We start from the raw sequence: 23,268 nt of genomic DNA on the forward strand, positions 1-23,268 counted from the left end.
CGCGGCGGCCCTTCGCGGCCTGTCGTTGTTAAGCGCTTGGCTTCAGGCCTGTCAACAACAAAGCCGCCCCGGAAGGGACGGCCTGGACAGGTTGGACATGCCTGTTCTCAGCGCTTTGCGTTGCGCATCCGCTCGATTTCCTTGCCGACCATTTCCTCAACGATCGAGGGCATGTGCTCCTCGATCCAGTCCCGGAGCAGCGGACGCAGTTCCGAAATCACGATTTCCTCGATCTTGCGCGCGCCCTCGCGATCAAGCGCGTCGGAAAGCGCATGCAGGGCATTTCCGATCCGCTGTTCGGAATCGGAGGAAAGAAGATGCTCCTGGCGCTCCTCCATGCGCGGCGAATGGTCGGCCTCGTCTGCGTGCGCGGCGCTCTGGGGCTCATGGGCCCCACCGGTCGCCTCCCGCACCTGACGCGCAACCTCGCCGATCGTGCCCGGATAGACCGCATCGCGTTCCAGCGGATGCGGCCGGGGCGCTGCCGATTGCTGCGGTTCTGGCGCCTGCCGCACCTGCGGTTCGGACGCCTGATGCGTCACCGGCTCCTGGTTTACCTCGAACGGTTGTTCGGCTTCTTCACCCTGCGTCGCTTCCGTCTCGTTCAACGACTGGGAATCATCATCAAAGGTGAAGGCCGGACGGCGCGAGACGAAGGAATTGTCGCCAAAAGGCTCGGGATCCTGCGCGGCCGGGGATGCATCGCCCGCGTCATGACCGCTCTGGCGATAGGCATCGGGCGCGCGGTAGCTCTCTTCCCTTGGCGCGGCAGCATTGTCACGCGCAGCGCGCGGAGAACGCCCGACATCGTCGCCGCTGTCGATGATACGGCGAATCGAAGCGAGAATTTCTTCCATCGAGGGCTCTTGCTGCAATTTCGGCTGCGCCATTACAAACCTTCCCGCGCGTTGATGTCCCTAGCGTCGAATCATCGACAACGATACGCCAGCTCCAGCCGCATGAAGACCGAAACCGTCATATTTTCAGTGCTATACACAGGATTTTAGGGACACGTCCGGTAGAACTTACAAATCTCTAGAATTCGAAGGCCTTCGCTCGCGCGAAACCGGGAAGCGGCTTGACGGCGGCATTGAAGGAGGAGAGCGACGAAAACACATCGCCATCGCGATGATAGAGGGTTGCCCGGGCGGAATAACCTGTACCCTCGACGCAGACGAGCCGGCCGCCATCGCGCAACTGGTTCAGCAGCGCCTCCGGAACGACCTCGACGGCGCCGTTGAGGAAGATCGCGTCATAAGGCGCCTCGGAAGGATAGCCCTCGGGCAGGACGCCGCTGACCACGACCGCATTGTCATAGCCGAGTTCCAGGAATTTCGCGCTCGCGCTTTCAACCAGTTCCTCATCGCTGTCGATGCCGACGACCGACTGGGCGAGCAGCGAAAGAATCGCGGCGGCATAGCCGTCGCCCGCACCGACTACCAGCACCACATCCTTCTTGGAAAGCTCCAGAAGCTGAACCAGCTTGGCAAGCGGCGACGGCTCCATCATGTAGCGGGCGGGGCCGGCTTCATTGGCGGGCTTTACCTGAATGTCCTCGTCGATATAGGCGAGCGACCTGGATTGCGGCGGCAGGAACGCCTCCCGCGGCACGGCAAGAAAGGCCTCGAGCACAGGATAGGCTGTCACATCGGTCGGCCGGATCTGGTTTTCCACCATCTTCCTGCGCGCCGTTTCGAAATTCATCATGGCCAACAACCTCGCAAACAATCAGCGTTCAGCGCCGTCCCGACGCTCATACTGTGTTCATAGATGCGCTGTCGCCTCCATGCAAGACGGGAGTTTTGCGAAAAAGCCTAAAAGAAGAAGGCGCACAAGGCCGCGCCTGCTCACCCGGGACATGACGAAGAGACCGGCGCGCGCGCCGGCCCCACTGGCATTTGATGATCAACGATATTGGTTGACCAGAATGCAGAGCCGCTGCAGGCCGACTTCATAACTATCCGGCGTGCGCATCACGGCCTGGCACTGTTTTCGCACGTTCTGCTGCTCGCCGCTGCTCAGATCGTCGAAGGCGATGACGAGACGCTGGTCCTCGCGATTGTCAGGCATCGTACCGCCGCCCGAGCCATCGCCGCCGGCAGTACCGCCGCCGTTATTGCCGCCACCGGCATTCCCGCCGCCGCCGTTGTTACCGCCAGTATTGCCGCCTCCGCTGCCGCCGAGGCCAATATCAACGTCAGCGCCGGTGCCATCATCGCCGCCAATGCCGACATCGACATCAGCATTCGCGCCGCTATCGCCGCCGATTATCGCGGAGGCCGAAGCCCCTATCCCGCTGCTGCCGCCAACATCGGCGGATGCATCGGCATTCAGGCCGCTGGAGCCTCCAACGCTTGCGCCGACATCGGCGCTCGCCGCCTGTCCGCCGCCGACATCGGCCGACGCGCCGGCGTCAACACCACCGGAACCGCCAACGCTCGCACCGGCATCGACGCTTGCAGCCTGACCGCCGCCGACGCCGGCTGCCGCGCCGGCATTCACGCCATCCGAGCCGCCGACGCTTGCGTCAACGCCTGCGCCGATGCCGCCGGAGGGATCAGTGTCGGTGTTGACCCCGACGCTTATCCCGTTCTCGCCACCGATATTCAGAGACTGTGCATTGGCAGGGTTCGCACCATAAAATGTAAAGGCGAGCGACCCTGCGAAAAAAGCACTCGCCAGAAGTGTAGATTTACTGCGACAGGCAAACATGTCGTCCTCCTTCTGGAGCCCTCGCTTTAGAAGGACTCCCCCTGTTCAAACAACCTTATGTTTGCGGCTCGTCTGTTCGATCCGCGTAAATTTTAAACGGGACCTTGAACAAAAAAGTTCCTCAGCGGCGAAGAATCTCCTAGGCGACCAGAACAAGAGATACTAATTTTTAGATGAAAAAACCGAGGCTCTTCACCTCCCATACTTCGATAACAAAGAAGATATTCGGGCTCGAAAAACGCTTGAACAATCGGGAAGCAAGTTATTCAAACAAAAGAATGGTAGCGATACCATGTGTCCGGCGACATCTATGGTCATGAAAATCACGACACGATCGCACAGGCATCTGGCGATGCTGTCAGGACGGCGCTGAATTTTCGTCAAAAAAGGGAGTGGAGGCCTCGGCCGGAATCGAACCGGCGTGCAAGGATTTGCAGTCCTCTGCGTAACCACTCCGCCACGAGGCCAAACTTTGTCGATCGAAGGGTTGGCGCGGATTTAGAATGATTTATTTTGATTTGCAATAGCGCTGCCCGGCGCCACCTCATTTTATTTCACGAAGGGGCCCCGAATGCTCGTTGGCGCATCGGGACAGATGATCGCCGGCTCTGCCAGGCACCCTGTTGCCGCCAAAGCCGGCAAAAAGCGGCGCCGCAGGCTCAAAAGGCCGCGCGAATCGGTTAGTGTCACGAAGTCCGGTTTCAGGGTCGAAATGCCGGCGCATCGCAACGGAGGGGACCAATGCCGACCATCTTCAATTCCGCCAGATTTTTTGCGGCGTGGTGCGTTTTCGCCCTTTTGACGGCGGCATGTCTTCAGCTCTCGCCCGCCGCCGCACAAGTGCCCGACGACGAAAAAACCTCCACCGAGCTGGTTCAGGAAATCTTCGAGGATGGCCGGGGAAACGCGGGCCTCAAGGCGCGTTACGAGCGTCTGGTGACAAACCCCATCTCGCCGCCCGACACCCGCAGCCCGCGCGCGACGCTGGAAAGCTTTCTGGTGATCATGCAGACCGCCAGCGAACTCTGGCTTGAGGTGCGCGACAGCTATTTTGACGGCGATACCTTCTTCATGACCGAGGCCCAGCGCGAGCAGCTCGTGCTGGTGCAGTCGCTCCTAGAAAAGGCGGCGCAGACATTCGATCTCTCCGCGATACCGGCCGCGTCGCGTCAGCGCGCAAGCATCGAGACGGTGTTGCAGCTCCAGGAGATATTCGACCGGACCTATTTGCCGCCGGTGGAGGATATACCCGGGCATGCAGCTGGCGCGTTCGCGCTCTCGGATGCGGACGCAGAAGCGCTGCCGGCAAAATGGATCATCCCCGGCACCAGCCTGACCATCGAACGGCAAAGGGACGGCCCGCGGGAGGGCGAATATCTTTTCACCCAGAGCACCATCAACCAGATCGATGATGATTACGACGAGGTCAAGGCCCTGCCGATGATCGCCGACCTTGGCGAAGACCTCTACGAGTATTACATCTACACGCCGGGCAATCTGGTCGCGCCGCGCTGGTATGAGTTCATTCTCGATGGCCCATACTGGCTGCGCTATGAATTCGGCAACCAGGCCTATTGGCAATGGTTGGGCTTGGCGCTCATCACCGTCGTTTCGGTGGTCGCGCTGGTCTGGTTCAGCCGCTGGAATGCGCGACGCGCCGTGCCGCTGGATCCCGCCAGACGGCAGATGCGCCGTGTCGTCACTCCCCTGCTGATCATCGCTGCGGCCAACTTCATTCGCTTCCTGATCGAGGAGCAGATCAACATCACCGGCGACCTGCTCTATGTCACCACCAGCGCCTTGAGCGCGCTCATCTGGACGGCCACGGCCTGGTTCACCTATCAGCTTCTGCAGACGCTCTATATGTGGACCATCCGCAATCCCGCCGTCAGCAATGCCTCGCTGGATGCCAGCCTGCTGCGCACCGGCTTCCAGGTGATGTCCTTCATCGTGGCGATCATCGTGCTTGGCTATGGCGCCACCCAGATCGGCATTCCGATTTACGGCGTCGTCGCCGGTCTCGGCGTCGGCGGTCTGGCGATTGCGCTGGCCGCCCAGCCGACGCTCGAAAACTTCATCAGCGGCGTGCTGCTTTACGCGGACCGTATCGTGCGGGTCGGCGACTTCTTCCAGTTCGACGATACCGCCGGCACGGTGGAGGAAATCGGCATCCGTTCGACCCGCATTCGCGCACTCGACCGCACCCTCATCATCGTCGCCAATGCCGATCTGGTGAAACGCAAGATCACCAATTACAGCCGCCGCGACGTCTTCCTGTTCCGCCACAAGATCGGCCTTCGATACGAAACCGGCGCCGACACGCTGCACAAGATCATGGAGGATATCCGCGCGCTACTGGCATCCCATGAAAGCGTGCTCGAATCACCAAGGCGCGTCCGGCTCGTGGAATATGGCGATTCGGCCGTGCTGATCGACATCTACGCCAATATCTCGGCTTCCGACATCAACGTCTTCTTGGAGGTGCAGGAGCAATTGCTGCTTTCGGTTCGCGACATCGTTGAACGCCACGGTTCCGGTTTCGCCTATCCCACCTCCACCGTCTATCTTGCAAAGGGCGATTACAAGGAACCCAAGCCGATCGCAGACGTTGCGACACAAGAGAACGCCGGCGAGACGCCGAAGGACGACGACGGGACCTAGCTTTAGAAAGGCGAATGGCCCCGACAAGCCGCGGAGGTTGAAATGTGGGGCTGGGTCAAAGAAAACGCAGGCGCGATCAGCGCGGTTGCCAGCGTGGCCACGCTTTTTATCTGGGCGATTTATCTGCAATTGATTTTCAGCGGATTCCGTGAGGGACGGCGCGCCAAGATCCTGATCAATCGCGGCGGGAGCCCGACCCTCGACGGCCATTGCCTGGTTGCCAATATGAGCGCGAAGGCGCTCTTCATCGACGCTGTCCTGCTCGATCTCACCGTGAAGAACGGGACTGACAGCGAGCACTTCAGCTACTCGCTCAGCAACCTCACCTTCGATGAGAACAATGCATCCGATCCGCGCGCCAAATTGTTTCAGGGTCCGCTGGCGGCGGCCGAGCATCTCGACCTCGGCACGTTCCGTGCATTGATCGCCAAGATGTCGCCGCCGGATTTCGATCGGTTCGAGACCATTGAAAACATCAATATCACCATCGTGGCGACCTATACCTCGGAAGACCGGCCGGTCGCAGCCGAACGGGTTTTCGATATTGTCGGCGAACGCGACGGGTTGGTCGTGTCTCCGCGCCGCTACGCCGCATCGCAGTTGCGCAGCCAGCGCCAGCGCCGCCGTATCGAAAGACTGATGCGCGATCTGCACCAATCCGAGCGTGGCGATGGTCGTAACAAACCAGACGGCGTCGAGGCGCAGTCCTGACCTCTCTCGGCGGCCCGATCGGGTCCGCATCCCGACCGAGCGAAACGGAACGCGCGAGGGTGAAAAACTTCTTTGCTTTTTTTGTCGAAAAGGGCTTGGCAAATCGCCTCACCATTTGTATTAACCCGCTCACACCGCAGCGCCTCAGACGGCGCGATTGTTCCCTGGTAGCTCAGCGGTAGAGCACTCGACTGTTAATCGATAGGTCGTCGGTTCGAATCCGACCCGGGGAGCCATTTCTTCCAAAATTGATCGGTAGCCTCAGGGCTTTGACAAGCCCTGGCCTATTTGCCCTGCCTTCGCGCTCGGTTTCTCATTCACGAGCAGGTTGATGAAGCGGCAGCGCATCGGCGTGACCTGACATACCGCGCCTCTTTGCAGACGAAACCGTTAGTGCCGAAGAGATATCGTCGTCACGCTCACCGGCTATCCGCAGCAGGTGAACTGGAAAACGCTTCTGAGATTCGCCAAGGGGAGCAGTTCTCAGGAAACGAAGAATATCCATGTCGTAGAAAGAAATGGTGGGTGATGTAGGTCTCGAACCTACGACCCGCTGATTAAGAGTAATATTAACTTTGTTTTATTTCAGTAGCTTACGCGGATAGTCATTTGTGACATTTTGCGGTGATCGGCGTTAATGCTTCAGGCTTTGTCACACGACTTTCTGCATGATCGCTGCGGCTTCGTCTATACCTATTTCGAACTTTTTCGCGACGTGTTCGGCGGTGATTTCGACTTCGGGGAGAATGGCGCGCATTTCGCGCAGGAAGGCGGCGACGTGTTCGGCCATGGCCTGATCGGTCAGGCGACGCGCCCAATCGGTGCAGGCGAAATCGTCGTGGGCTTCCGTGCCGCCGCAGGCGGTGCAGTAGGCGAGCGTGAAACCCTCGTGAAGGTCGCAGGGGTGATCGATCATTTTGATTGAACCTGAAGCCAGCGCTTGTCCTCAAGTCTTCTTGCCAAATCCGTTAGCGAGACAAACCGGCCGAGCAACCCGGCAGCCAGCACCCTTAGAACGGCGGTTTCTCCGTACATCACCAAGCAAGAAGGCGCTCCACCGCCGGATCTAGCTCTACCTCCGTTGGGGTGCCGGAAAACAATTCTGCCCGCAAAGAAGAACACTGCATCCGCTCTTTGCCAAACCTCAGAATGAAACGCGCCGGTCTCTGTCCGCGCAAAGATGAGCGCCAGCGCATTGCCGTGGTCGGCGCACCGGGAAAGCCACTTTCCTAACTCTTGGTCATAGGGAGGATTGCACCAGACGAAACCATGCCATTCTGCAAATAGGCCGCCAAGGCCACCGGCTGCCTCAGGGCCATAGTGTTGTAGGGCGGTGTCCCAGGGGCGCGGCTCTGAAAAACACGGATCGAGGTCAAAAGGCCCCAAGGCCTTGATCAGTTCCGGCGGTGTTAGCCAGACTTTCTCACCACGCCCTCTGCTTTGATGAGAACTCATGCCCGCCATTTCATTCTCCCTTCTTGTCGGCCCACCAGAGTTCGACCTTGTCGATCGCGTTGTCTGCCAGTTCGGGGTGGCGGGCGAAGTAGTGTTCGAGGATTTGGGTTGCGGTTTGCAGGCTGTGGCCGGTGATGGCGCAGATTTCGCCGACGGTGCAGCCGGCGCGGAACAGCCAGGTTACCGCCGTGTCGCGCAGGTCCTGGTCGCGGAGCGTGGCGCAGCTCGGCATGCCGGGGATGGCCGGCTGGCCCGGGCGGGCCGGCGTGTTCTTGACCGCGTGGCGGCGGACCTCGTCGTAGACGTGGCGGTAGTGATCCGGCTTGAATGGGGTCCAGGAGCGCTCGTCGAGGATGACGTGGCTTGATACCACCTCCGCCAGCTTGCGGCGCTCCTGGGCGGCATCGAGACGCTTTCTCAGCTCGGAGAATTCGCGGATATCGACCAGCACCTTTGTCTTGGACTGGCGCAGCATGATGCGGCCGTTGCGGCGGCCGGCGAGCTGATAGGCCAGGCGATCGCCCTGGCGCTGGCCGGACCAGACGCCGAGCGCGATCATGTCGCCGATCTCCGGCCGGCCGATCCTGTCTGCCGTCGCGATCATGTGTTCGATCTCCTCGCGCTCGCCTGCCCGCACGCGCGGCTCCAGCTTCTTCATCTGCAATTTGTGGGCAGGGTTGACCGCGATGCCCGGCAGCTTGCCGCGCGACATGGCCCAGGTGTAGGCGATGCCGAGGATGCGCATCGCGGCGTTGGCGGTGGGCAGGCCGGTCTTGCCGCGCAGCTCGTCATACATGCCGAAGCAGATCGGCTGGGTGAGCGCTTCGGCCTCCGCCTTCCAGGCATCCGGCAGATGGCGCTCGATCGACCTGATCTTCTGGCTGTAGTCTGCCTGTGTTTTCTCCGCGCGATCGCGGAAGGCCAGCGACATTTCGAAATCGCGCAGCAAATCCGCGACGGTGTAGAAGCTGACGGGCTTCGGCGGCGGGGGCGGCTTGCGGTTGCGGCGCTTGTCGACGGCCGCTTTCAGCGCTTGCGCCTCGCGCTCGAAGGCGCGCGACCAGTCCAGCGCCTCGCCGGCGGTCATCCACTCGCCATCCTCGCCGCGCAGATCATGCGGCTGATAGCCGCGCTGGCGCAGCGTGGGCGACGGCGTGAAGCGCGGACGGCCATTGCGCCATGAGACGTATTTTATCTTTGGGGTGTTTTTACGCATGACAGGATCCTTGAACACTCAGAAAGGAATGTCTTCGTCGCCAATGCAGCGACCGTAGGGACAGCCGAGGCCGTTGCAGCCGAGATGTGACCAGCGGTGCGTATTGATCACGCCGTTCCATTGGCCCATGTCGTTGTTGGCGCAGACATCGCAAACGCCCTTGTCGGTGAAATCCACGCGAAGGCCGTTGACCTTGGAAATGCTGCGGGCGGAAATGTCGTCGCGGGTCTTGGTGACGACGCATTCGCCGGAGAAGCCGACGAACACGCCCCAGCGCTTTGTGCCGGGACAAGAGGAGAAGGTGATACGGTCGCCCTCCCGCAGGTATTGGCGGGCGCGATCGGTGGCGCGGATCAGTTCGTCGCGTTGTTGTTGTGAAAGCCTGGTCATCGCGGCTGATCCCAATAGATGACGACACCCTCGAACGGCAGGCCGTGGGTGTCGTCAAACCAGTCGGCCATATCCATGAAGCCCTTGAAGCCGTCGGCCTGGGCAAACTCGTTGTCGGTTTCCTCGATCTGGTCGCGATCGTAGATGGCGGAGAGCAGCGGCCGCCCGTCGAGATACATGCAGGTGCCTTCAATGCGCACGGACGCGAGCCTGATTACCGTGGCCCTGCCCAGCAGGCGGCAGGCCTTGGTTCGCATGCCGGTGTAGAGCTTCAGCTCGTCGCCTACCTTGCAGTGGGGCCGGCCATCCTTGCGCCGGGCGCGGACGGACTGGCGCTTGATGCCGTATTCGACATCTTCGGCAAAGCGGCGCTGAAAGTTGAGGGCTGGCATATCCGCCCCCTATTTCTGCGCCGGCGCGACTTCGGCGATCACGCGGCCATCGAGGGACAGGCGGATCATCGGCCAGCGGAAATATTTGTCTCCGCCGTCGCCCCTGCGGAAGTGCACGAGGCGGTTGTCCGTGAGCTGGTCGACGTCGACGAAGTGATTTCCGTCGACGTAGAACGAGCGGTGGAAGGGGCCGGCGTCGGTGATCTCGCCGGTTTCGGCGTTGCAGCTGATGCGGAGCAGGTCCTGCCCCTGATCTTCGAATTCGATATCGTATTGGTTGGGCATGCTCATCTCCTGTTTTTTCGTATGTCGGACATCGGCACCTTGGCGTCCGTGAGCTTGCCGCCGGATGCCAGATGGGCGGCGATGACGGGGGCGGCGGTTTTGGCGGTGTAGTGGACAGGCTCGCCGTTCTGGAAGTGATAGAAGCTTTCCGGATTGTCCTGGAAATCCTGCCAGGTTGGCGCGCAGTCGGGACACATGACGACGCCGTTGAGCGTGTCATAGGCGTAGAGATCGATGATCTCCGCGTCGCAGGCTTCGCATCGCGGGGCCGCGTCTTCCGGCAGGCGGCTGTCGAACAGGTCGAAGCAATCATCGAGCCAAAGCACGGCGCCGATCGCGAAGATGGCCGCGCCGCAGACAAGCACGACCAGCTCCGGGAGCCAGAACTGCGGCAAGCGGACGAAGCCCGCGATGGCGATGGCGGCGAAGCCTGCGCCTGATAGTGTGATCCATGACGATTTCATGCCTCATCTCCATCAAAAGGGGCCGCGCCGGCGGGAGGGGAAGACGCCGGCGCGGGGTGGAACGGGTTGGCTCCCGCGTGGTCTTTTCGTTGGGTCACACCCGCCGGGCCGGTTGGGAAAAGGCCCCTTGGGATTTCTTCGGGGATTTCCGGAGGCGGGCCGTTGGGAGATACGGCCCGCCTCCCCTGCCCGCGCCCACTTGGCAAGAGCGCGGGAAGTTGGCGGCGATTACGCAGTACTTTGCCGCTGAATTCGGGAGGGCCGGCGCGGGAAGCGCGGCGGGGCGATGCCGGAGGAAAACTCCATGGCGGTTGCCTGGGCGGTGGCGCAGACATTGTTGAGCGCCAGGCGGGCGGCGTTTCTCTCCGCCTTCAGGTCTGCCAAGCCTTCCCAGTGCGGATCCTCGCCGGCGGTTTCCACCATCTCGGCCATGGTCTCGGTGATCTCGCGGTTCAGCTCCATGAGCCGGCGCTTGATCGCGTTCATGCGGGCGGCCTTATCGGGCATCGGATTTCTCCAGCTTTTCCAGAACGACGCCGCCGGCCATGGTGAGTTCCAGGTGGTAGCCCTTGCCGTGGCCGGGGTTCTTCTCGCGGCGGACAAGGCCCTCGCGCACAAGGGCGGCGATGGTGGCGCGCTTGAAGAATTGCGGGCCGAGATACCAGCCGCCGGAAAAGGTGCAGCGGTGGCGGCGATATTGTTTGACATGGCGCAGCGCCTCGCGCTGGGCGGCGGTGAGCGCGCGCTTCGGCGCGGCCACGGCGGGCTTGTCGAACAGGGTGACGGCGGCGGCGCTCATGCGTGGCCTCCGGGTTCGGTTATGGGCTTGGCGCGCGCGCCGCCGCGAACGCCTTTTCCGGTCACTTTGCGCCGCAGCTGGAGCTGAAACAGCGCCGAAAAGATCGGTGCGTTACGCTCCATCATTTCGCGATCGCCGCCGGTCAGAGAGAACAGCATGTCCGCCGCGATCTCCAGAATTGCGGCGACAATGTCCGGGCTTTCCGTGCCTCGGTTCATCTCCCGCATGATCATCTCGTTGATGGCGACCAGCGTTTCTGGATTGCGGAACTTGATGCGGGTGCCAGTCGTCGAGTTCTCGTCGGTCTGGACCTTCGCCAGTTGCCCGCGCAGGCGCGCGCTCGATGCCGCGATATCGAAGTGGACGCTCATGCCGCGGCTCCGTTGTGGTTGGCGGCGGCGTAGCGGCTGAGGAGAAGGGCGCGATCCTGGGTGATGACCGTCTGGCGCAGGTCGGCGGCCGATTGCTTCGGGCCCGCCTCATCCCATGCCGCATGCCATTTGCGCACGGCGGCCGCGCGCCAGCGCAACGGCTTGGCGATCGGCAGCGGCGGCGGGAAGCCGTGCTTGCGCTCCAGCTCGCCGCGCCGGTGCAGGAAGGTTGCGCGGGCGATGCCGAATGTCTCGGCGACATCGGCCGCGCTCATGGTCTCGTAGGTCATGCCGCATCTCCATCGTTTTGCGATACTGCAAATCAATAAGCGTTTTTGCTTATTATGGCAAGCAGAGATTTGCATTTCTGCATATCGATGGTTCTGAGTGACGCTTATCGGGGCCGGAACGGACTAAGCAATTCCGCATGCCTGCTCAGTTCAATGCGAGCGCACAAGGCTGGAGCGGCCCAGCGGTCGCGCGGGGCACGTGAAGACGATCTAGAGGGATGGGATTTGCATGCCTGCTCAGTTCAGTGCGCGCCTATTGGCCCGCATGCCTGCTCAGTTCAGTGCGAAAGGGGGTTTCTGATGATACCGATGGCCGTGCCGGCGATCGACACGCGATCGTCATCGACATGCTCGGGACGCTGCGGCCCGAGACGCATGGAATGGGCGGTGATGAACGGGGCCTGATAGAGACGCATCACCGTTTCCGCTGTGCCGCGCACGGGATCTATGATTTGCGCGATGACGATATCGCCGGTCTTGGCGCGGCGGTTCTGGTCAATCAACACCACGTCGCCGGGCATGACGCCCATTCCGTCGAGCGCGCCGCCCTTCATCACCCACGCCTCTATGCCGTTGCGGCCGCTCTTGGCGGCATTCACGGCGGCATCGACCCAGCCGGCATGCGGCTCGTTGTCGTTGGCGTAAAGAAGCGCATCCGGCTCGGCCATGCCGTTGATGTTGCGGCCGGGCATCTGCCCCGGACGGAAGCCGGAATAGCGGGCGACATTCTCCAGCGTTCCCTGGGTGATGCCAACCGAGCCCGAATTGTCGTTGTAATAGCGCGTGAGCGTGGAGGCTGCCATGCCTGAATTGCTGGCGAGCTTGGACAGCGACAGGTTCATATGATCTGCCACAGCCTTTAGCCAAGCCTTTGTGTCGCGCTGATTTTCGGTCATGCGCGCAAATATATTCTGTTGAAGTGCAAACGCGGTCACAAGAAACACCTTGCAGAATAAGCAATTTTGCTTATGCATATATGCAGAGCAAACCGCAAGGGTGATTTGCAATGTTTTCAGAAATCGAGACGAAGCGCGCGGGAGCCGGCATTTCGCAGGCCGATCTTTGCAAGCGAGCGGGCGTTCATCCAACGACCTACACCGCCCGCAAGGCCGGCCGGCGAACGGTGAGCGAACGGACGTTGCGCAAGCTGTCTGGCGCGCTCGACGAGCTGATCGCGGAACGCCTCGAGGCAATGACGGCAGAGGGAGGGCGGTGATGGCCGAGTTTGCATTTCAGGCAATCAAATCCCCGCCGCCGGCGCAACACGGCGACGTGACCTCAGCGGCGATCGTGGCAATTGCCCGCGAAGCGTCGGCGCTGCGTCAGGCCGAGCCCTGCGGCGGAGACATAAGCTCGCCGGTCGTCAGCATTTCCTCGATATGGCGATCGACAGCCAGCACAAGGCTATCGAAATACGGCGTGCTGCCGTCCAGCCATTGGCCATATATGCGCGCGCAATTCTCGCGACTGACCGGCATGCCGGCCAACGAGCAGGTCAGTACCGCTTTCGACGCTACGGCCGAGGCGGCCACCAGTTCTATGAAATCGCGCAGTTCCCGATCATTCATTTCCATCTGCCTCTCCTTTCTCCGAAAGGCGAAAGCATGCGGTGAGTCTCTGTTTCGACACAAGGGAGGGCGGTGATGCTCGACGAACGAAAGTGCCGCATGTGCGGCTGTACCGATATCTCGGCCTGTCTGCATGCGGACGGAACGCCGTGCTGCTGGGTCGAGGATGATTTCTGCTCCGCCTGCGACGAGAAGATCGATCCCGTCCGCGTGGCGCTCGACGAGCTGGCCTGCCTTACCGGCGAGGCCGGGCTGAAGGCGCTGCTTTCGGTCATCGAGGAGCGGGTGCGGCAGGTCGAGAAAGAGGGCTGGACGCCCGAGCATGACGACAGGCACGATCCCGGCGAGCTGGCGGCCGCCGCCGGGTGTTACGCGCTGCATGCCTATGACGATTTCCGGCTGACCGGCTCCCCTGCATGGTGGCCCTTCGAGGATAGCTGGTACAAGCCGACGACGCCAATCCGCGACCTCGTGAAATCCAGCGCCCTCGATCTGGCGGCCCTTGAGGTCGAGTTCCGCGCCCAGGCGAAAGGCGGTGCGGCATGACCACGTTCTACCGGGATATTCAGCGGGCGGAGAATGATCTCGACAACCTGAAACGCGCCTACCTAAAACGCTGGGGATGGCGTGAAACCTGTAACACGCCGGGTTCTTTCTGGCTTTGGCAGCGTGACTTTTCTGACGTCGACGCAAGGAATTCCAAGTGGTGGGAGGCTGCATGCTCGAGAGCGGCGGCGCGCAATATGCCCTCCCCAAGCAAACCGGCCCCCTACGGTGTGATCACGGCCGACCTGGACATGGCCATCAAGATGACCACGAGGGAACTCGACGAGTTTGATGAAGATCGGGAAGGTGACGCATGAAGTGCGTTCACCTTTCCGAAACCGAAGGCATGCGGAACGGGGCTAACGGTCCCCGCAAGGAAACCGTGATGCGTTGCGATTTCCCCGACAATGAGCCCCATCGCTTCGTCGACTGCCCGACATGGCTGCTGCAGCTGGTTTCCGGCGGGCAGATGGTGCGGCCGGAACGTGACTGTGCGACCTGCCCGGCCTACCGGCAAGGCGGCGCGGCATGACCTTTCCCCTCTCCCTTTTCGAATTTCTGTTTGTGGCAGCCGCGCCCGGCATTGCCGTGTGGCATGTGCTGGCCGCGCTTTGCGTGATCGTCAAGCTGGTCGGCCGGCAATGGGACAGTGTGACGGGGGCGCGGCGATGAACGCGCGGATCACGATCGGCGGCGCGCTGCTGGTGTGCGCCATGGCGCTGTTTTTCGCGCTCGCGCTGGCGCCGGCGGTGACGCCATGAGCCACGAGGGCGCGATCATCACCGTGCGATCCCGCCTGCCGGAGACGGCGCGCGATCCCGCCGCCGTGCGCGGCTTCTGCCGGACCATGATCGACGCCATGAACCGCGCTTCCGCCGCCCTTGAATGCGGCGGCGCGGCGCTGACGGAAGCAGGCTTCGACGCCGCCACCGGCCACCTGATGCTGCGCGGCCTCGCAACAAAAGGCCGGCGCGCGGTGGTGGATGACATCAAGGCACTTGGAGAGAGGTGAAGGCAATGGCATTCGAGAAGGTTGATGTAGAGGCGAGCCGCAATGCGGACGATACCGGCGTCCGTGTGTCGCTGGTGAAGCTGAAGGGCGGCGCGGCGAAGCTGCGGATTACCGTCGACAGCGATGTCGCCGGCAGGTTCTTTCGCGGGAACCTGCCGACGGTTGGTCGCGAGCTGCATGTGGGGACCGGCGAGCATCATGGCCTGATCAGGCTGGTCGTAGTCGATCGCGCGCCGCTCACGGCGGAGCCGCGCAAGCTTGGCGGAGGCGTCAACCAGCGGAACTGCCTCGTGTTCAATTGCGGGCACCTGACGCATTTCGTCGATCGGGCGGAAAAGCCGCAGGCCGTGCGGTGGGATCATATCGACGCGGAGACGATCGAGATCGTGTTGCCCGCCTGGGCGGACGAGACCAGGCCCAAGCCCAAAACCGCCGAGGATATCCAGCGCGACATGAACCGCGAGGCCGCCGAGCGGCGCAAACGGATGGGCATGTGATGAAAAAGGCGGCGATCAACCATGATGAGTTGCGGCGGCTGATTGGCGTGGTGGAGGCCGCGCGGGCGGGTATTCCGCCCGTCGAGCTCGTGCCGCATGCGGAGATGCGCGCGAGCGTGGAGGCGCACCGCGCCGGCGCGAAGGCGGCGTTCGAGCGGCTTGCCGAACGCGAGGGCGCGAAGGTGCGCGACAACTGGAACGGCGCGCAGATCATTCTCGGCGGCATCAAGGCGACATCGACCAGCGGCCCCGCCGGCGCGCTTTCCAACTGGGTGCGCGCGGCTGAGCTGAAGCTCTCGGCGGAGGCGCGGCTTGCCGCCAAGGGGTAACCACTGCGGCCCCCGGGCCGCATTTTTCAAGGCTCTTTTGTAGTGCGTGGGCCGCTTCTTTTCGAGGGGTGGCGATGGATATTGCGGGACTTATGGATGCGATCGAAACCAGCGGATTTTCACGCAGCGCCGTGGCGCGGGCGGCCGGGTTTTCCGGGGATTATCTGCGCCAGATCGAACGCGGGCGGCGGCCGCTGACGCGGGTGACGCTGACCAGGGCGCGGCTGGCGATCCGCCGGCTTGCGCGCGGCGATGGCGAGGCCGACGCGGCGGCAAGTGCCGCCTACCGCATGGCTGTTGCCTATGCCGCGCGCGCGCTTTCGCTTTGCCCGGCCGAGGTGCTGGACGCAAGCCCGGGCCGGCGCGCGACGGCGGACCCGGCCTGGATGGCGGCCGCAAAGGCGCGCCGGCTCGCGCTTTATATCGCCAACATCTACATGGGCGTTCCCCAGGCGCGGCTGGCAAAGGCCGCCGGCATGAGCAAGGCCGCCGTTTCCATGGCGCTGAACGCGCTGGAAGACGAGCGCGACAGCTGCGAGACCGAGGCGCTGCTTGCCGATATCGAACGGGTGTTCGGCGCATGAGGAACGATCTGCCGGAAATCAAGCAGGGGCTGAAGGACCGGATCGAGACCGTATGCCTGCAGCTTTTGCCCGACGGCCGCCGCCAGGGCCGGCTTTGGGTGGCGCATAACCCGGTGACGCTGGACCATGACCGCAGCCCGGAATTCAAGGTGGCGCTCGACCGCGATATTGGCGCGTGGAAAGACTGGCGCACCGGGCTTTCCGGCGATGTGCTGGGCATGGTGGCTTACCTCACCGCCGGCGACGAGAAGGATATTCGCGCGGCCTGCGAATGGGGGCGCGATTTTCTCGGGCTTCGCCATATGAGCGAGAGCGAGCGCCGGCGCATGGCCGAGCGCGCCAAGGCCGCGCGCGCCGCCGCCGAGCGCGATGCCGCCCGCACCCGCCAGCGGCGCATGCAGGCGGCCGAGCGGCTTTTTCTGGACGGCGCGGCCGCCGGCACGGGCGGCGCTGCCGAGGCGCATGCGCGGCGCTATTTCGCCGGGCGCAATTGCGCGCTGGAGCATGTCGCGAGCCTTGATCTTGAGACCTTCCGTTTTGCCGCCGCCGCCGAATACTGGCCGCGCGCGGTGTGGCGGAGCGAAAACGGCCGGCGCTGGAAGGAAAACCCCGGCCCGCTTCTGCCGGCCGTGCTTTCCGCCATGCGCGCGCCGACCGGACAGCTGACCGCCGTGCATTGCACGTTTCTGGACCCGCTGACGCCAAAGAAATTTGCCGTGAGCGCGGATGAAAACGCCAAGCTGATGTTTGGCGAGGCCAAGGGCGCGGTGATCCGCATTGCCCACGGGCCGGAGGGATTGTCGCCAGAGCGCGCGACCCGGCCGCATCCGCTGATCCTGTGCGAGGGTGTCGAGGACGGGGTTTCGCTTGCCGGCTCCATTCCCGAGGCCCGCGTGTGGGCGGCGGGCATGCTTTCCAACCTCGCCAATGCGCCGGTGTGGATGGATTGCGTGAGCCAGATCGTGGTGTCGAAGGACAATGACTGGGGCAACCGCCAGGCGGCCAAGCAGTTTGACGCGGCGATGGAGGCGCTGGAGCGCGCCGGCAAGCCGCTCGCCACCATCGCCAGCCATATCGGCAAGGACTTCAACGACATGATGCAGGATGAGGATGATGAGTGAAGCGGGACACAATTCCGGGATCGCGGCCGACCAGCTGCGCGCCTTCGTGGAGCGGATCGAGCGGCTGGAGGAGGAAGGCCGGGCGATCAACGACGACAAGAAGGAGGTCTATGCCGAGGCCGGGAGCACCGGCTTCGACAAGAAAGCGATCAAGGCCGTGGTGGCCTTGCGCCGCAAGGATGAACAGCAGCGCATGGAGGAAGCGGCGATCCTCGACACATACATGGCTGCGCTGGGCATGAAGCGAGACGAACAATGACAAGGAAAAAGACCGATGCGAAAAAGCCAGCAGATGCAAAGCCGGAAGAAGACCAGCCGGTTGAACAGGCAGGCGGCGCGACAGAGGCGACTGGCGCGGTGGTACCGGGCGACGGTGCTAACGCCGCTGAAGGCGGAAGCGAGAAGCCGGCCGGCGCGCCGGGCGCGGCTGATGGAGCTGATGACGCGCCCGTGGGTGAGGCTGCCCCCGGCCCGGACGGCGAAGCGGGAGCAGAAAATGCAGAAACGGCCGGCGGCGACATCGGCGGGGCCCAGCAGAGCGATGATCATGGCGGGGAGAGCGCCGGCAACGGCGGCGATACTCATGGCGATGACATCGCAGGCGGCGAAAGTGCTGAGAAGCCAGCAGCCAACGCAGACCTCGCCCAGGAGCAAGCCGGAACCGCCAGAGACGTGAACGCCGAACCCGGCGACTATTGGCCGGCCGCGTTTTCCACGCCGCTTGATGACAGCAACCGCATGCTGGCGATGGTCGCCGACGAGGCCGCGCGGGTTGCCAGTTACGGCATGGTGCGGGTGAACATCTCCTTCGACACGTTCGATCCCGACGCCACGACCCAGGGGCCGAAGATGGCCGGGCCTGACCACCTGATGCTGGAAGTGAAGGCGCTGGCCGACAAGATCGGCGAGCGCGCCACGCCCGAGGTGTGCTGGACCCATGTGAAGCTTGCCGGTGTGTTGGCTGGCAAGGAGATGATGGACTGGGACCGGGCCTATTTCATGGTTTTCGTCTCCGTCTATCTGGAGCTGAAGAAGGCGGCGGACCAGCACCGCGCCTTTGCCCGCGTGATGGCCCCTGCCCCGCCGAAGAAGAAGATCGATCCCGAGGACCTGACCACGGGGATGGTCGAGGGGTTCGGCGCGACGATCAAGACGCGGTGAGAGCATGACAGACCAGGCAAAACTGATCCACGCCCGCGAGCGCTATGAGCGTGCCGCCCACCGCGTGCAGACCGCGATCGCGTTCATGCCCGATCACCAGAACCAGACGCCGAAGCATTTGCGCGTTGGCGTCGACATGTCGAAGGCCGACCAGGGCGGGCTTGCCCGACTGCTGATCGACAAGGGCGTGATCTCCGAGCTGGAATATTTCGAGGCGATGGCCGACAGCGCGGAACGCGAGGCCGAAGCCTATGAAACCGAGCTTTCGGTCCGATCCGGCGTGAACACCAAGACGCTGTAGGCAAGGTAATCCCCGTGGCGGCTGCGGCCGCCACGGCGCAATGCATTTTGGAAATGACGGGCGGACATGGCGAAAACACCGAAAATTCAGGGCGGGCGCAAGGCCGCGAAGGCGGCTTTTACCGACGCGTTGCGCGAGATGGAGGAGCAGACGCCGGCGGCCGACATGGCCGACCCGAACGAAGCCCGCAACGGCATTCAGCCCGGCAAATGGCCGGGCTTTCCCGCCAATGCGCTGCCGCCGGACTGCCCGGTGACCGTGCTGGGCCTGAAGGGCGATGCTGTCTACATCATCTCCGCCTCCGGCCAGCTGCATGAGGTGCGGCGCTGGGACCTGCCGACGCTAACCATGCTGTTTGCGCCCTATGGCAATTTTCTGAAATGGGCCTGGCCGGGTTATTCCAAGGCCAAGGAAGACCCCAAGACCGGCGAGCTGATACCGCCGCAGGTGAACCGGCTGGAGCGCGACAAATGCACCGAAGCGCTGATCAACGAGGCCGGGCGGCGCGGGATCTTCGACCCGGCCGAAAATGTGCGCGGGCGCGGCGGTTGGAAGACCGACGACGAACGGATGATCTGGCATTCCGGCAAATGGCTGTGGACCGTGGACACGACCGTGAACCGCGAGAACCGGGCGACCGGCTGGAAGCTGCAGCGGGCAAAGCCCGGCGAATATTTCGGCTATTTCTACAAGCAGGATGCGGCGATCATGGAGCCGTGGATGGAGCCGATCGGCGTGATGGACAGCCCGGCCCACCAGCTGCTGCAGGACCTGACCACGTGGAAATGGCAGCGGCCGAAGCTGGACCCGCTTTTTCTGCTGGGGTGGATGATGGCGAGCCTGATGGGCGGTGCGCTGGACGTGCGGCCGATCGTGTTCACCACGGGGGGCGCCGGCGTCGGCAAATCCACGCTGCACAACATTATCCGCTCGCTGTTCGGCCGCACGCTGTTTTCCACGGCCAACACGACGGCCGCCGGCATCTATCAGAACATCGGCCATGACAGCCGGCCGGTGGCTGTTGACGAATTTGAGGCGCGGGCGGGCAGCGCCAAGGAGCAACAGGTGATCGAGCTGGCGCGGCAGGCCTATTCCGGTGCTGAGATGCATCGCGGCAGCCAGAACCACTCCGGCGTGGAATTCCAGCTGCGCAACGCCTTCATGTTCTCCTCCATCCTGCACCCGCCGCTGACGGTGCAGGACAAGACCCGCATGGCGATCCTGAACCTTCGCGCGCTGGACAAGGGCCATGGCCGCGCGCCGGTGATTTCCGATGTTGCTGGCCGCATGCTGCTGCGCCAGGTGATGGACGGGTTTCACGATTTCCACGCCCATATCCTGCCGGCCTGGAAGGTGATCCTCAACAAGGTGGGGTTCGACGCGCGCGCGATCGACACCTATGGCGCGCTGCTTGCGGCGGCGGAGCTGGCCGTGGGCCGCCAGGGCATGGCCGACCTGACCGGCTTTCCCGCCGACAACGAAGAAGCGATCATCACCATGCTGCGCGACGCCACGGCCGACGAGCGGGCGGCGCAGACGCCGAAATGGCAGGAGGTGCTGGACAGGATCCTCGCGGCGACGATCGACCAGTACCGCCATGGCGAAAAATACACCGTGGGCCGGCTGCTGGAGCTGCTGGAGATTGACGCCGTGCCGCTGGACGAGGCGCGATCGAGCCTTGCGATGATGGGGCTTGGCCTGCGCGACAAGGGCAAGCCCTGCAAGGGCTACGGCCTTGCCGTGCCGGTGAATGACGAGGGCAAGCTGCAGGAGCTGTTCGCCCGCACGGATTATGCCCGCGGCGTGTGGACCCAGGCGCTGCGACAGGCCCCGGAAATGGTGGCCCCGCCGGGGCTGGAGCGGAAGCACTACATGGTGAAGATCAACCGGCAGGCCAAGAGCTGCACGATTATTGATCTTGCCGGTTATGACCTGGCGCTGGGCGGGGTTGATGAGGATGGGTGAGCGGGCCGTGCCCAAGCCGGCCCGCTCGATTATCAGATGTCATATGAAAAGGTCGCCCTGGTCCGGATCAGCGCCAGAGAATTTTTTCCCCGTGTTTATTTCGCTGACGCGCCCGGGGTTTATGTTGAAGATAGCGGCGATCTTGTGTTGTGGCACTCCGAGCGCCAAAAGCACTTTGATTACAACCGCCATCTCGCGTGTCACCTCTGGCGAACTCTTGCGAACAGGACGAGAACGTATTTTCTTCACCATTGCCGAATTCCTTTCGTATCGACAGTAGAGCACTTGTCTCGAAAGGTCGTCGGCTATACGCTCCAGCTGCTTGAGAAGAGTGTAACAACCTTCTTGTTCCGAGTGATCCGCGTTCCAAGTGCACCAACACAAGCGGATCATTTATTTTGCGGCCGGCAAGGAAGCGCCAACTTCCTTCGCCGGCCGCATTTCTGCATCGGGACATGCCCGAGAGAATCACTATAGACGATTTTTTCTTCAAAAAATTCGCCGTCCCCAGGTTTTCCCCAAAGCCCACGGTCGTTCCCACGGAAGATCGGATGGCTGAACTTTTCTGAAACCTGCATGAAGAAAGCTATCGCTGACTGCGGGCGGTTGTCGAGGCCTAGCACTTGCTTGCTGAATAAATTATGTTCTTCCTTTGTTCTAAAAGGAGAACGCCATGACCCGCAAACGACGCAAGACCCTCCACCCGTTCACCCGTCAGCAGTTCCTCGACAAGCTCTATTATTGCCGGAAGGTAGCGATCGAGCTGCGCACCGAGGCGCATTTCTCCGCGCCGGAATATGCGGCCGCCGGCGAGATGACCGACGCGATCGACAAGATCGCCGAGGCGCTGACGGGCGATCGCGAACTGTATTGGCAGACGTCGATCGCCCACCGGGTGTTCACGCCAGGCGCGCCGCCCTGGACGGATGCGCTGAAGGAGTAGCGCCCTTCATGTCGGGCGACATCGATCGCTTTGCCCCTGCCCGTCGACCCGCGCCCCTTGTCGCAAAGCCGTCAACCGTTGTCGCCAATGCGCCAGCGCATTGAACATTCCCGCGCCCTGAGGGGGATTAAGCGGAGCCCGCGCCGGATCGTGCCAGAGCGCCGCTGGTCGCGGCGCTTTCGGCGAATGCCCCGTGATTTTGCCCGGCGCGGGCACTTGACGCGGCGAAATCGGTGTCACGGTTGGCGCGGAGCGTTCCGGCATCTTCGACGGGCGCGGGTGGTTGACGGCGGTTGACGATGGGTTGACCGTAAGTCAACCGCGATACTTCAGGGAAAACAAGGGCTTATGCTGACGGTTGACGGGTTGACCGATATAGGGAGTTTTTCACGCGCGCGCGCATGCGTATACGCGAAACAAAACACGTCAACCCGTCAACCCATAGGTGTATATAACTGAAAACAAACAGAAATCGCGGTTGATTTGCCGGTTGACCGGCGGTTGATCCAGTGAACCGAATAAAGAATTGGGGTGATAATCGGACATGGCCGACGACGACGCGAAAAAGGGGACTGAAGGGGCTCACACGCCGGGGAATTCCGGCGCGGCGGGCAGCGATGGCGGTGGTTCGCCTGGGCCCGAAGTGGATCCCGATCGGGCGGCGAAGATCGGCAGCGGCAAGGCCGAGGTCGAGGCGGCGCTGACCGGGCTTGCGGCCGAGCTTGCGCCCGACGAGGCCGAGGCCGACCAGCTTCCGCTGATGCTCGACGAGATCGACGAGCAGCAATCGCTGTTTACGGGCCCGGTGCGCCATGTGGCGGACAAAATATCAGAGGCGCGACGCGGGCGCGGGAGGCCGAAGGGCTCGAAGAACAAGGCGAATGCGGAATTTCGGGACGTGGCGATGCGGATGGGCTATCGTCACCCAGGGCTGAACCTCCTGGGCATGGCAAATGCGAACCCCTATGCTCTGGCGGCCGAGCTGGCCGGATACGATCCCGGCGAACACGATCCGCGCCTGTACCTGCATGCGCTCGTGCGCGCCGGGAAGGTTCTGCCTGGCGCTATGACGGGGCTGGTCATCAAGGCGCAGGAGATGATCGGCAAGGCCAACGCCGAGCTTCTGCCCTACTTCGAGAGCAAGGCTCCGACCAAGGTTGACCTTCCGCCCGATCGACCGATGGGCGTCATGGTGATCGGGGAGATGCATATCGAACGGGCGCGCGATGACGCGGTGTTTGACATGACCCGGTTCGACAAACCGGATTGAATGAAATCAATGGGTTAGCCGTGTGACATTTGCGGTGAAAGTCACAAGTCACCTAAGTTGTTGATATCGTTGGGGATGCGACTGATTGCATATCAGTGGGGCGACCCCTCTTTTTCGCGCGAGATCGCCCTCCCCTGGCATTTTCCGCCGCCGCCCAGCTTCAAAATTTTTTTCGCCACCCCTCCCCCGGGGTGTCGTGCCTCACACACACCGGCCCTGCCGAGT

The 23,268-nt window shown here is 62.6% G+C and carries 35 protein-coding genes and 2 tRNA genes; 21 read left to right on the forward strand and 16 right to left on the reverse strand.

All coding sequences use genetic code 11. From position 1 onward, the window contains the following. Positions 1-107: 107 nt before the first annotated feature. Both V6765_RS22250 and V6765_RS22255 read right to left on the reverse strand, forming a co-directional pair. On the reverse strand, positions 108-890 hold the full coding sequence (locus V6765_RS22250; protein WP_448432803.1) for a PopZ family protein: 783 nt from the start codon (positions 888-890) through the stop codon (positions 108-110). 145 nt (positions 891-1,035) lie between these two features. After that, on the reverse strand, positions 1,036-1,704 hold the full coding sequence (locus V6765_RS22255; protein ID WP_448432964.1) for a protein-L-isoaspartate O-methyltransferase family protein: 669 nt from the start codon (positions 1,702-1,704) through the stop codon (positions 1,036-1,038). 210 nt (positions 1,705-1,914) lie between these two features. Here V6765_RS22255 and V6765_RS22260 point away from each other — a divergent pair, with 210 nt between their 5' ends. Continuing rightward, on the forward strand, positions 1,915-2,742 hold the full coding sequence (locus V6765_RS22260) for a hypothetical protein (RefSeq protein ID WP_448432804.1): 828 nt from the start codon (positions 1,915-1,917) through the stop codon (positions 2,740-2,742). Between the two features lie 363 nt (positions 2,743-3,105). Here V6765_RS22260 and V6765_RS22265 read toward each other — a convergent pair. Beyond that, positions 3,106-3,179: transfer RNA gene (locus V6765_RS22265), tRNA-Cys, on the reverse strand. A gap of 274 nt (positions 3,180-3,453) precedes the next feature. On the opposite strand from V6765_RS22265, the gene V6765_RS22270 reads away from it, so the two are divergent. The 4 genes from V6765_RS22270 to V6765_RS22285 all read left to right on the forward strand — a co-directional run bounded on the left by V6765_RS22270 (position 3,454) and on the right by V6765_RS22285 (position 7,009). Beyond that, positions 3,454-5,373, forward strand: a complete 1,920-nt coding sequence (locus V6765_RS22270; protein ID WP_448432805.1) for a mechanosensitive ion channel family protein — start codon at positions 3,454-3,456, stop codon at positions 5,371-5,373. A 42-nt stretch (positions 5,374-5,415) separates the two neighbouring features. Next, positions 5,416-6,084, forward strand: coding sequence for a hypothetical protein (locus tag V6765_RS22275; protein ID WP_448432806.1), 669 nt, complete (start codon positions 5,416-5,418; stop codon positions 6,082-6,084). 161 nt (positions 6,085-6,245) lie between these two features. Then, positions 6,246-6,320 (forward strand) — tRNA-Asn (locus V6765_RS22280). Positions 6,321-6,721: 401 nt separating this feature from the next. Next, complete coding sequence (locus tag V6765_RS22285) at positions 6,722-7,009, forward strand: hypothetical protein (RefSeq protein ID WP_448432807.1); 288 nt, start codon at positions 6,722-6,724, stop codon at positions 7,007-7,009. On the opposite strand, the gene V6765_RS22290 is transcribed toward V6765_RS22285, so the two are convergent. The 11 genes from V6765_RS22290 to V6765_RS22340 all read right to left on the reverse strand — a co-directional run bounded on the left by V6765_RS22290 (position 6,997) and on the right by V6765_RS22340 (position 12,588). After that, entirely contained in the window at positions 6,997-7,548 is a 552-nt protein-coding gene (locus V6765_RS22290; protein ID WP_448432808.1) for a DNA N-6-adenine-methyltransferase, read from the reverse strand. The two genes, V6765_RS22285 and V6765_RS22290, sit on opposite strands and share 13 nt — an antisense overlap. A 1-nt stretch (position 7,549) precedes the next feature. Continuing rightward, positions 7,550-8,755 carry a tyrosine-type recombinase/integrase gene (locus V6765_RS22295; RefSeq protein ID WP_448432809.1) on the reverse strand — a complete coding sequence of 402 codons (1,206 nt, stop codon included), beginning with the start codon at positions 8,753-8,755 and terminating at the stop codon, positions 7,550-7,552. 18 nt (positions 8,756-8,773) lie between these two features. Next, positions 8,774-9,145 (reverse strand): hypothetical protein, encoded by a 372-nt coding sequence (locus tag V6765_RS22300; RefSeq protein WP_448432810.1) that lies wholly within the window; start codon positions 9,143-9,145, stop codon positions 8,774-8,776. Continuing rightward, positions 9,142-9,537 carry a hypothetical protein gene (locus tag V6765_RS22305; RefSeq protein WP_448432811.1) on the reverse strand — a complete coding sequence of 132 codons (396 nt, stop codon included), beginning with the start codon at positions 9,535-9,537 and terminating at the stop codon, positions 9,142-9,144. The genes V6765_RS22300 and V6765_RS22305 overlap by 4 nt, the downstream gene beginning before the upstream one ends. Positions 9,538-9,546: 9 nt before the next feature. Continuing rightward, positions 9,547-9,822, reverse strand: coding sequence for a hypothetical protein (locus tag V6765_RS22310; protein ID WP_448432812.1), 276 nt, complete (start codon positions 9,820-9,822; stop codon positions 9,547-9,549). 2 nt (positions 9,823-9,824) lie between these two features. Further along, positions 9,825-10,286, reverse strand: a complete 462-nt coding sequence (locus tag V6765_RS22315) for a hypothetical protein (protein WP_448432813.1) — start codon at positions 10,284-10,286, stop codon at positions 9,825-9,827. Positions 10,287-10,514: 228 nt separating this feature from the next. Continuing rightward, a complete protein-coding gene (locus V6765_RS22320; RefSeq protein ID WP_448432814.1) occupies positions 10,515-10,793 on the reverse strand; it encodes a hypothetical protein in 279 nt (92 codons plus the stop codon). Further along, positions 10,783-11,085: a hypothetical protein gene (locus tag V6765_RS22325; protein ID WP_448432815.1), complete on the reverse strand. Its 303-nt coding sequence runs from the start codon at positions 11,083-11,085 to the stop codon at positions 10,783-10,785. Before V6765_RS22325 ends, V6765_RS22320 begins: the two co-directional genes overlap by 11 nt. Next, a complete protein-coding gene (locus V6765_RS22330; RefSeq protein ID WP_448432816.1) occupies positions 11,082-11,456 on the reverse strand; it encodes a hypothetical protein in 375 nt (124 codons plus the stop codon). Before V6765_RS22330 ends, V6765_RS22325 begins: the two co-directional genes overlap by 4 nt. Next, on the reverse strand, positions 11,453-11,746 hold the full coding sequence (locus tag V6765_RS22335; RefSeq protein ID WP_448432817.1) for a hypothetical protein: 294 nt from the start codon (positions 11,744-11,746) through the stop codon (positions 11,453-11,455). The genes V6765_RS22330 and V6765_RS22335 overlap by 4 nt, the downstream gene beginning before the upstream one ends. Positions 11,747-12,024: 278 nt before the next feature. Continuing rightward, a complete protein-coding gene (locus tag V6765_RS22340) occupies positions 12,025-12,588 on the reverse strand; it encodes a LexA family protein (RefSeq protein WP_448432818.1) in 564 nt (187 codons plus the stop codon). A 164-nt stretch (positions 12,589-12,752) separates the two neighbouring features. Between V6765_RS22340 and V6765_RS22345 the strand changes: the two genes are divergently transcribed. Further along, entirely contained in the window at positions 12,753-12,962 is a 210-nt protein-coding gene (locus tag V6765_RS22345) for a helix-turn-helix domain-containing protein (RefSeq protein ID WP_448432819.1), read from the forward strand. Positions 12,963-13,068: 106 nt separating this feature from the next. Here the strand turns inward: V6765_RS22345 and V6765_RS22350 are convergent, their stop codons facing one another. Further along, positions 13,069-13,320, reverse strand: a complete 252-nt coding sequence (locus V6765_RS22350) for a hypothetical protein (RefSeq protein WP_448432820.1) — start codon at positions 13,318-13,320, stop codon at positions 13,069-13,071. A 69-nt stretch (positions 13,321-13,389) separates the two neighbouring features. On the opposite strand from V6765_RS22350, the gene V6765_RS22355 reads away from it, so the two are divergent. The 13 genes from V6765_RS22355 (at position 13,390) to V6765_RS22415 (ending at position 20,830) form a co-directional block, all read left to right on the forward strand. Beyond that, positions 13,390-13,860, forward strand: coding sequence for a hypothetical protein (locus V6765_RS22355; RefSeq protein WP_448432821.1), 471 nt, complete (start codon positions 13,390-13,392; stop codon positions 13,858-13,860). Then, positions 13,857-14,177 (forward strand): hypothetical protein, encoded by a 321-nt coding sequence (locus tag V6765_RS22360; RefSeq protein ID WP_448432822.1) that lies wholly within the window; start codon positions 13,857-13,859, stop codon positions 14,175-14,177. Before V6765_RS22355 ends, V6765_RS22360 begins: the two co-directional genes overlap by 4 nt. Beyond that, a complete protein-coding gene (locus tag V6765_RS22365; RefSeq protein WP_448432823.1) occupies positions 14,174-14,392 on the forward strand; it encodes a hypothetical protein in 219 nt (72 codons plus the stop codon). The genes V6765_RS22360 and V6765_RS22365 overlap by 4 nt, the downstream gene beginning before the upstream one ends. Beyond that, positions 14,389-14,532, forward strand: coding sequence for a hypothetical protein (locus V6765_RS22370; RefSeq protein ID WP_448432824.1), 144 nt, complete (start codon positions 14,389-14,391; stop codon positions 14,530-14,532). Before V6765_RS22365 ends, V6765_RS22370 begins: the two co-directional genes overlap by 4 nt. Positions 14,533-14,617: 85 nt before the next feature. Then, entirely contained in the window at positions 14,618-14,872 is a 255-nt protein-coding gene (locus V6765_RS22375; protein ID WP_448432825.1) for a hypothetical protein, read from the forward strand. Positions 14,873-14,877: 5 nt separating this feature from the next. After that, complete coding sequence (locus tag V6765_RS22380) at positions 14,878-15,369, forward strand: hypothetical protein (protein ID WP_448432826.1); 492 nt, start codon at positions 14,878-14,880, stop codon at positions 15,367-15,369. Then, positions 15,369-15,698: a hypothetical protein gene (locus tag V6765_RS22385; RefSeq protein WP_448432827.1), complete on the forward strand. Its 330-nt coding sequence runs from the start codon at positions 15,369-15,371 to the stop codon at positions 15,696-15,698. Before V6765_RS22380 ends, V6765_RS22385 begins: the two co-directional genes overlap by 1 nt. Positions 15,699-15,772: 74 nt before the next feature. Next, positions 15,773-16,282, forward strand: coding sequence for a helix-turn-helix domain-containing protein (locus V6765_RS22390; protein WP_448432828.1), 510 nt, complete (start codon positions 15,773-15,775; stop codon positions 16,280-16,282). Continuing rightward, positions 16,279-17,403, forward strand: a complete 1,125-nt coding sequence (locus V6765_RS22395) for a toprim domain-containing protein (protein WP_448432829.1) — start codon at positions 16,279-16,281, stop codon at positions 17,401-17,403. Before V6765_RS22390 ends, V6765_RS22395 begins: the two co-directional genes overlap by 4 nt. Next, complete coding sequence (locus V6765_RS22400; protein WP_448432830.1) at positions 17,396-17,662, forward strand: DUF2312 domain-containing protein; 267 nt, start codon at positions 17,396-17,398, stop codon at positions 17,660-17,662. Before V6765_RS22395 ends, V6765_RS22400 begins: the two co-directional genes overlap by 8 nt. Further along, the gene (locus V6765_RS22405) at positions 17,659-18,564 is read left to right on the forward strand and encodes a hypothetical protein (protein WP_448432831.1); all 906 of its coding nucleotides are present in this window, start codon (positions 17,659-17,661) and stop codon (positions 18,562-18,564) included. The genes V6765_RS22400 and V6765_RS22405 overlap by 4 nt, the downstream gene beginning before the upstream one ends. A gap of 4 nt (positions 18,565-18,568) precedes the next feature. After that, on the forward strand, positions 18,569-18,865 hold the full coding sequence (locus V6765_RS22410; protein WP_448432832.1) for a hypothetical protein: 297 nt from the start codon (positions 18,569-18,571) through the stop codon (positions 18,863-18,865). Positions 18,866-18,931: 66 nt separating this feature from the next. Continuing rightward, the gene (locus V6765_RS22415; protein WP_448432833.1) at positions 18,932-20,830 is read left to right on the forward strand and encodes a hypothetical protein; all 1,899 of its coding nucleotides are present in this window, start codon (positions 18,932-18,934) and stop codon (positions 20,828-20,830) included. A gap of 39 nt (positions 20,831-20,869) precedes the next feature. Here the strand turns inward: V6765_RS22415 and V6765_RS22420 are convergent, their stop codons facing one another. Continuing rightward, on the reverse strand, positions 20,870-21,082 hold the full coding sequence (locus V6765_RS22420) for a hypothetical protein (RefSeq protein ID WP_448432834.1): 213 nt from the start codon (positions 21,080-21,082) through the stop codon (positions 20,870-20,872). Positions 21,083-21,503: 421 nt separating this feature from the next. Between V6765_RS22420 and V6765_RS22425 the strand changes: the two genes are divergently transcribed. Both V6765_RS22425 and V6765_RS22430 read left to right on the forward strand, forming a co-directional pair. Next, positions 21,504-21,773 (forward strand): hypothetical protein, encoded by a 270-nt coding sequence (locus tag V6765_RS22425; RefSeq protein ID WP_448432835.1) that lies wholly within the window; start codon positions 21,504-21,506, stop codon positions 21,771-21,773. A gap of 544 nt (positions 21,774-22,317) precedes the next feature. After that, the gene (locus V6765_RS22430; RefSeq protein WP_448432836.1) at positions 22,318-23,043 is read left to right on the forward strand and encodes a hypothetical protein; all 726 of its coding nucleotides are present in this window, start codon (positions 22,318-22,320) and stop codon (positions 23,041-23,043) included. Positions 23,044-23,268: the final 225 nt, after the last annotated feature.

It is taken from the genome of Martelella sp. FOR1707 (assembly GCF_053484265.1).

What these genes read in the sequence shown, in the direction of transcription:
- V6765_RS22250 (WP_448432803.1), bottom strand. Translation starts at nt 890, where the DNA reads ATGGCGCAGCCGAAATTGCAGCAAGAGCCCTCGATGGAAGAAATTCTC.
- V6765_RS22255 (WP_448432964.1), bottom strand. Translation starts at nt 1,704, where the DNA reads ATGAATTTCGAAACGGCGCGCAGGAAGATGGTGGAAAACCAGATCCGG.
- V6765_RS22270 (WP_448432805.1), top strand. Translation starts at nt 3,454, where the DNA reads ATGCCGACCATCTTCAATTCCGCCAGATTTTTTGCGGCGTGGTGCGTT.
- V6765_RS22275 (WP_448432806.1), top strand. Translation starts at nt 5,416, where the DNA reads ATGTGGGGCTGGGTCAAAGAAAACGCAGGCGCGATCAGCGCGGTTGCC.
- V6765_RS22285 (WP_448432807.1), top strand. Translation starts at nt 6,722, where the DNA reads ATGCTTCAGGCTTTGTCACACGACTTTCTGCATGATCGCTGCGGCTTC.
- V6765_RS22290 (WP_448432808.1), bottom strand. Translation starts at nt 7,548, where the DNA reads ATGGCGGGCATGAGTTCTCATCAAAGCAGAGGGCGTGGTGAGAAAGTC.
- V6765_RS22295 (WP_448432809.1), bottom strand. Translation starts at nt 8,755, where the DNA reads ATGCGTAAAAACACCCCAAAGATAAAATACGTCTCATGGCGCAATGGC.
- V6765_RS22300 (WP_448432810.1), bottom strand. Translation starts at nt 9,145, where the DNA reads ATGACCAGGCTTTCACAACAACAACGCGACGAACTGATCCGCGCCACC.
- V6765_RS22305 (WP_448432811.1), bottom strand. Translation starts at nt 9,537, where the DNA reads ATGCCAGCCCTCAACTTTCAGCGCCGCTTTGCCGAAGATGTCGAATAC.
- V6765_RS22310 (WP_448432812.1), bottom strand. Translation starts at nt 9,822, where the DNA reads ATGCCCAACCAATACGATATCGAATTCGAAGATCAGGGGCAGGACCTG.
- V6765_RS22315 (WP_448432813.1), bottom strand. Translation starts at nt 10,286, where the DNA reads ATGAAATCGTCATGGATCACACTATCAGGCGCAGGCTTCGCCGCCATC.
- V6765_RS22320 (WP_448432814.1), bottom strand. Translation starts at nt 10,793, where the DNA reads ATGCCCGATAAGGCCGCCCGCATGAACGCGATCAAGCGCCGGCTCATG.
- V6765_RS22325 (WP_448432815.1), bottom strand. Translation starts at nt 11,085, where the DNA reads ATGAGCGCCGCCGCCGTCACCCTGTTCGACAAGCCCGCCGTGGCCGCG.
- V6765_RS22330 (WP_448432816.1), bottom strand. Translation starts at nt 11,456, where the DNA reads ATGAGCGTCCACTTCGATATCGCGGCATCGAGCGCGCGCCTGCGCGGG.
- V6765_RS22335 (WP_448432817.1), bottom strand. Translation starts at nt 11,746, where the DNA reads ATGACCTACGAGACCATGAGCGCGGCCGATGTCGCCGAGACATTCGGC.
- V6765_RS22340 (WP_448432818.1), bottom strand. Translation starts at nt 12,588, where the DNA reads ATGAACCTGTCGCTGTCCAAGCTCGCCAGCAATTCAGGCATGGCAGCC.
- V6765_RS22345 (WP_448432819.1), top strand. Translation starts at nt 12,753, where the DNA reads ATGTTTTCAGAAATCGAGACGAAGCGCGCGGGAGCCGGCATTTCGCAG.
- V6765_RS22350 (WP_448432820.1), bottom strand. Translation starts at nt 13,320, where the DNA reads ATGGAAATGAATGATCGGGAACTGCGCGATTTCATAGAACTGGTGGCC.
- V6765_RS22355 (WP_448432821.1), top strand. Translation starts at nt 13,390, where the DNA reads ATGCTCGACGAACGAAAGTGCCGCATGTGCGGCTGTACCGATATCTCG.
- V6765_RS22360 (WP_448432822.1), top strand. Translation starts at nt 13,857, where the DNA reads ATGACCACGTTCTACCGGGATATTCAGCGGGCGGAGAATGATCTCGAC.
- V6765_RS22365 (WP_448432823.1), top strand. Translation starts at nt 14,174, where the DNA reads ATGAAGTGCGTTCACCTTTCCGAAACCGAAGGCATGCGGAACGGGGCT.
- V6765_RS22370 (WP_448432824.1), top strand. Translation starts at nt 14,389, where the DNA reads ATGACCTTTCCCCTCTCCCTTTTCGAATTTCTGTTTGTGGCAGCCGCG.
- V6765_RS22375 (WP_448432825.1), top strand. Translation starts at nt 14,618, where the DNA reads ATGAGCCACGAGGGCGCGATCATCACCGTGCGATCCCGCCTGCCGGAG.
- V6765_RS22380 (WP_448432826.1), top strand. Translation starts at nt 14,878, where the DNA reads ATGGCATTCGAGAAGGTTGATGTAGAGGCGAGCCGCAATGCGGACGAT.
- V6765_RS22385 (WP_448432827.1), top strand. Translation starts at nt 15,369, where the DNA reads ATGAAAAAGGCGGCGATCAACCATGATGAGTTGCGGCGGCTGATTGGC.
- V6765_RS22390 (WP_448432828.1), top strand. Translation starts at nt 15,773, where the DNA reads ATGGATATTGCGGGACTTATGGATGCGATCGAAACCAGCGGATTTTCA.
- V6765_RS22395 (WP_448432829.1), top strand. Translation starts at nt 16,279, where the DNA reads ATGAGGAACGATCTGCCGGAAATCAAGCAGGGGCTGAAGGACCGGATC.
- V6765_RS22400 (WP_448432830.1), top strand. Translation starts at nt 17,396, where the DNA reads ATGAGTGAAGCGGGACACAATTCCGGGATCGCGGCCGACCAGCTGCGC.
- V6765_RS22405 (WP_448432831.1), top strand. Translation starts at nt 17,659, where the DNA reads ATGACAAGGAAAAAGACCGATGCGAAAAAGCCAGCAGATGCAAAGCCG.
- V6765_RS22410 (WP_448432832.1), top strand. Translation starts at nt 18,569, where the DNA reads ATGACAGACCAGGCAAAACTGATCCACGCCCGCGAGCGCTATGAGCGT.
- V6765_RS22415 (WP_448432833.1), top strand. Translation starts at nt 18,932, where the DNA reads ATGGCGAAAACACCGAAAATTCAGGGCGGGCGCAAGGCCGCGAAGGCG.
- V6765_RS22420 (WP_448432834.1), bottom strand. Translation starts at nt 21,082, where the DNA reads ATGGTGAAGAAAATACGTTCTCGTCCTGTTCGCAAGAGTTCGCCAGAG.
- V6765_RS22425 (WP_448432835.1), top strand. Translation starts at nt 21,504, where the DNA reads ATGACCCGCAAACGACGCAAGACCCTCCACCCGTTCACCCGTCAGCAG.
- V6765_RS22430 (WP_448432836.1), top strand. Translation starts at nt 22,318, where the DNA reads ATGGCCGACGACGACGCGAAAAAGGGGACTGAAGGGGCTCACACGCCG.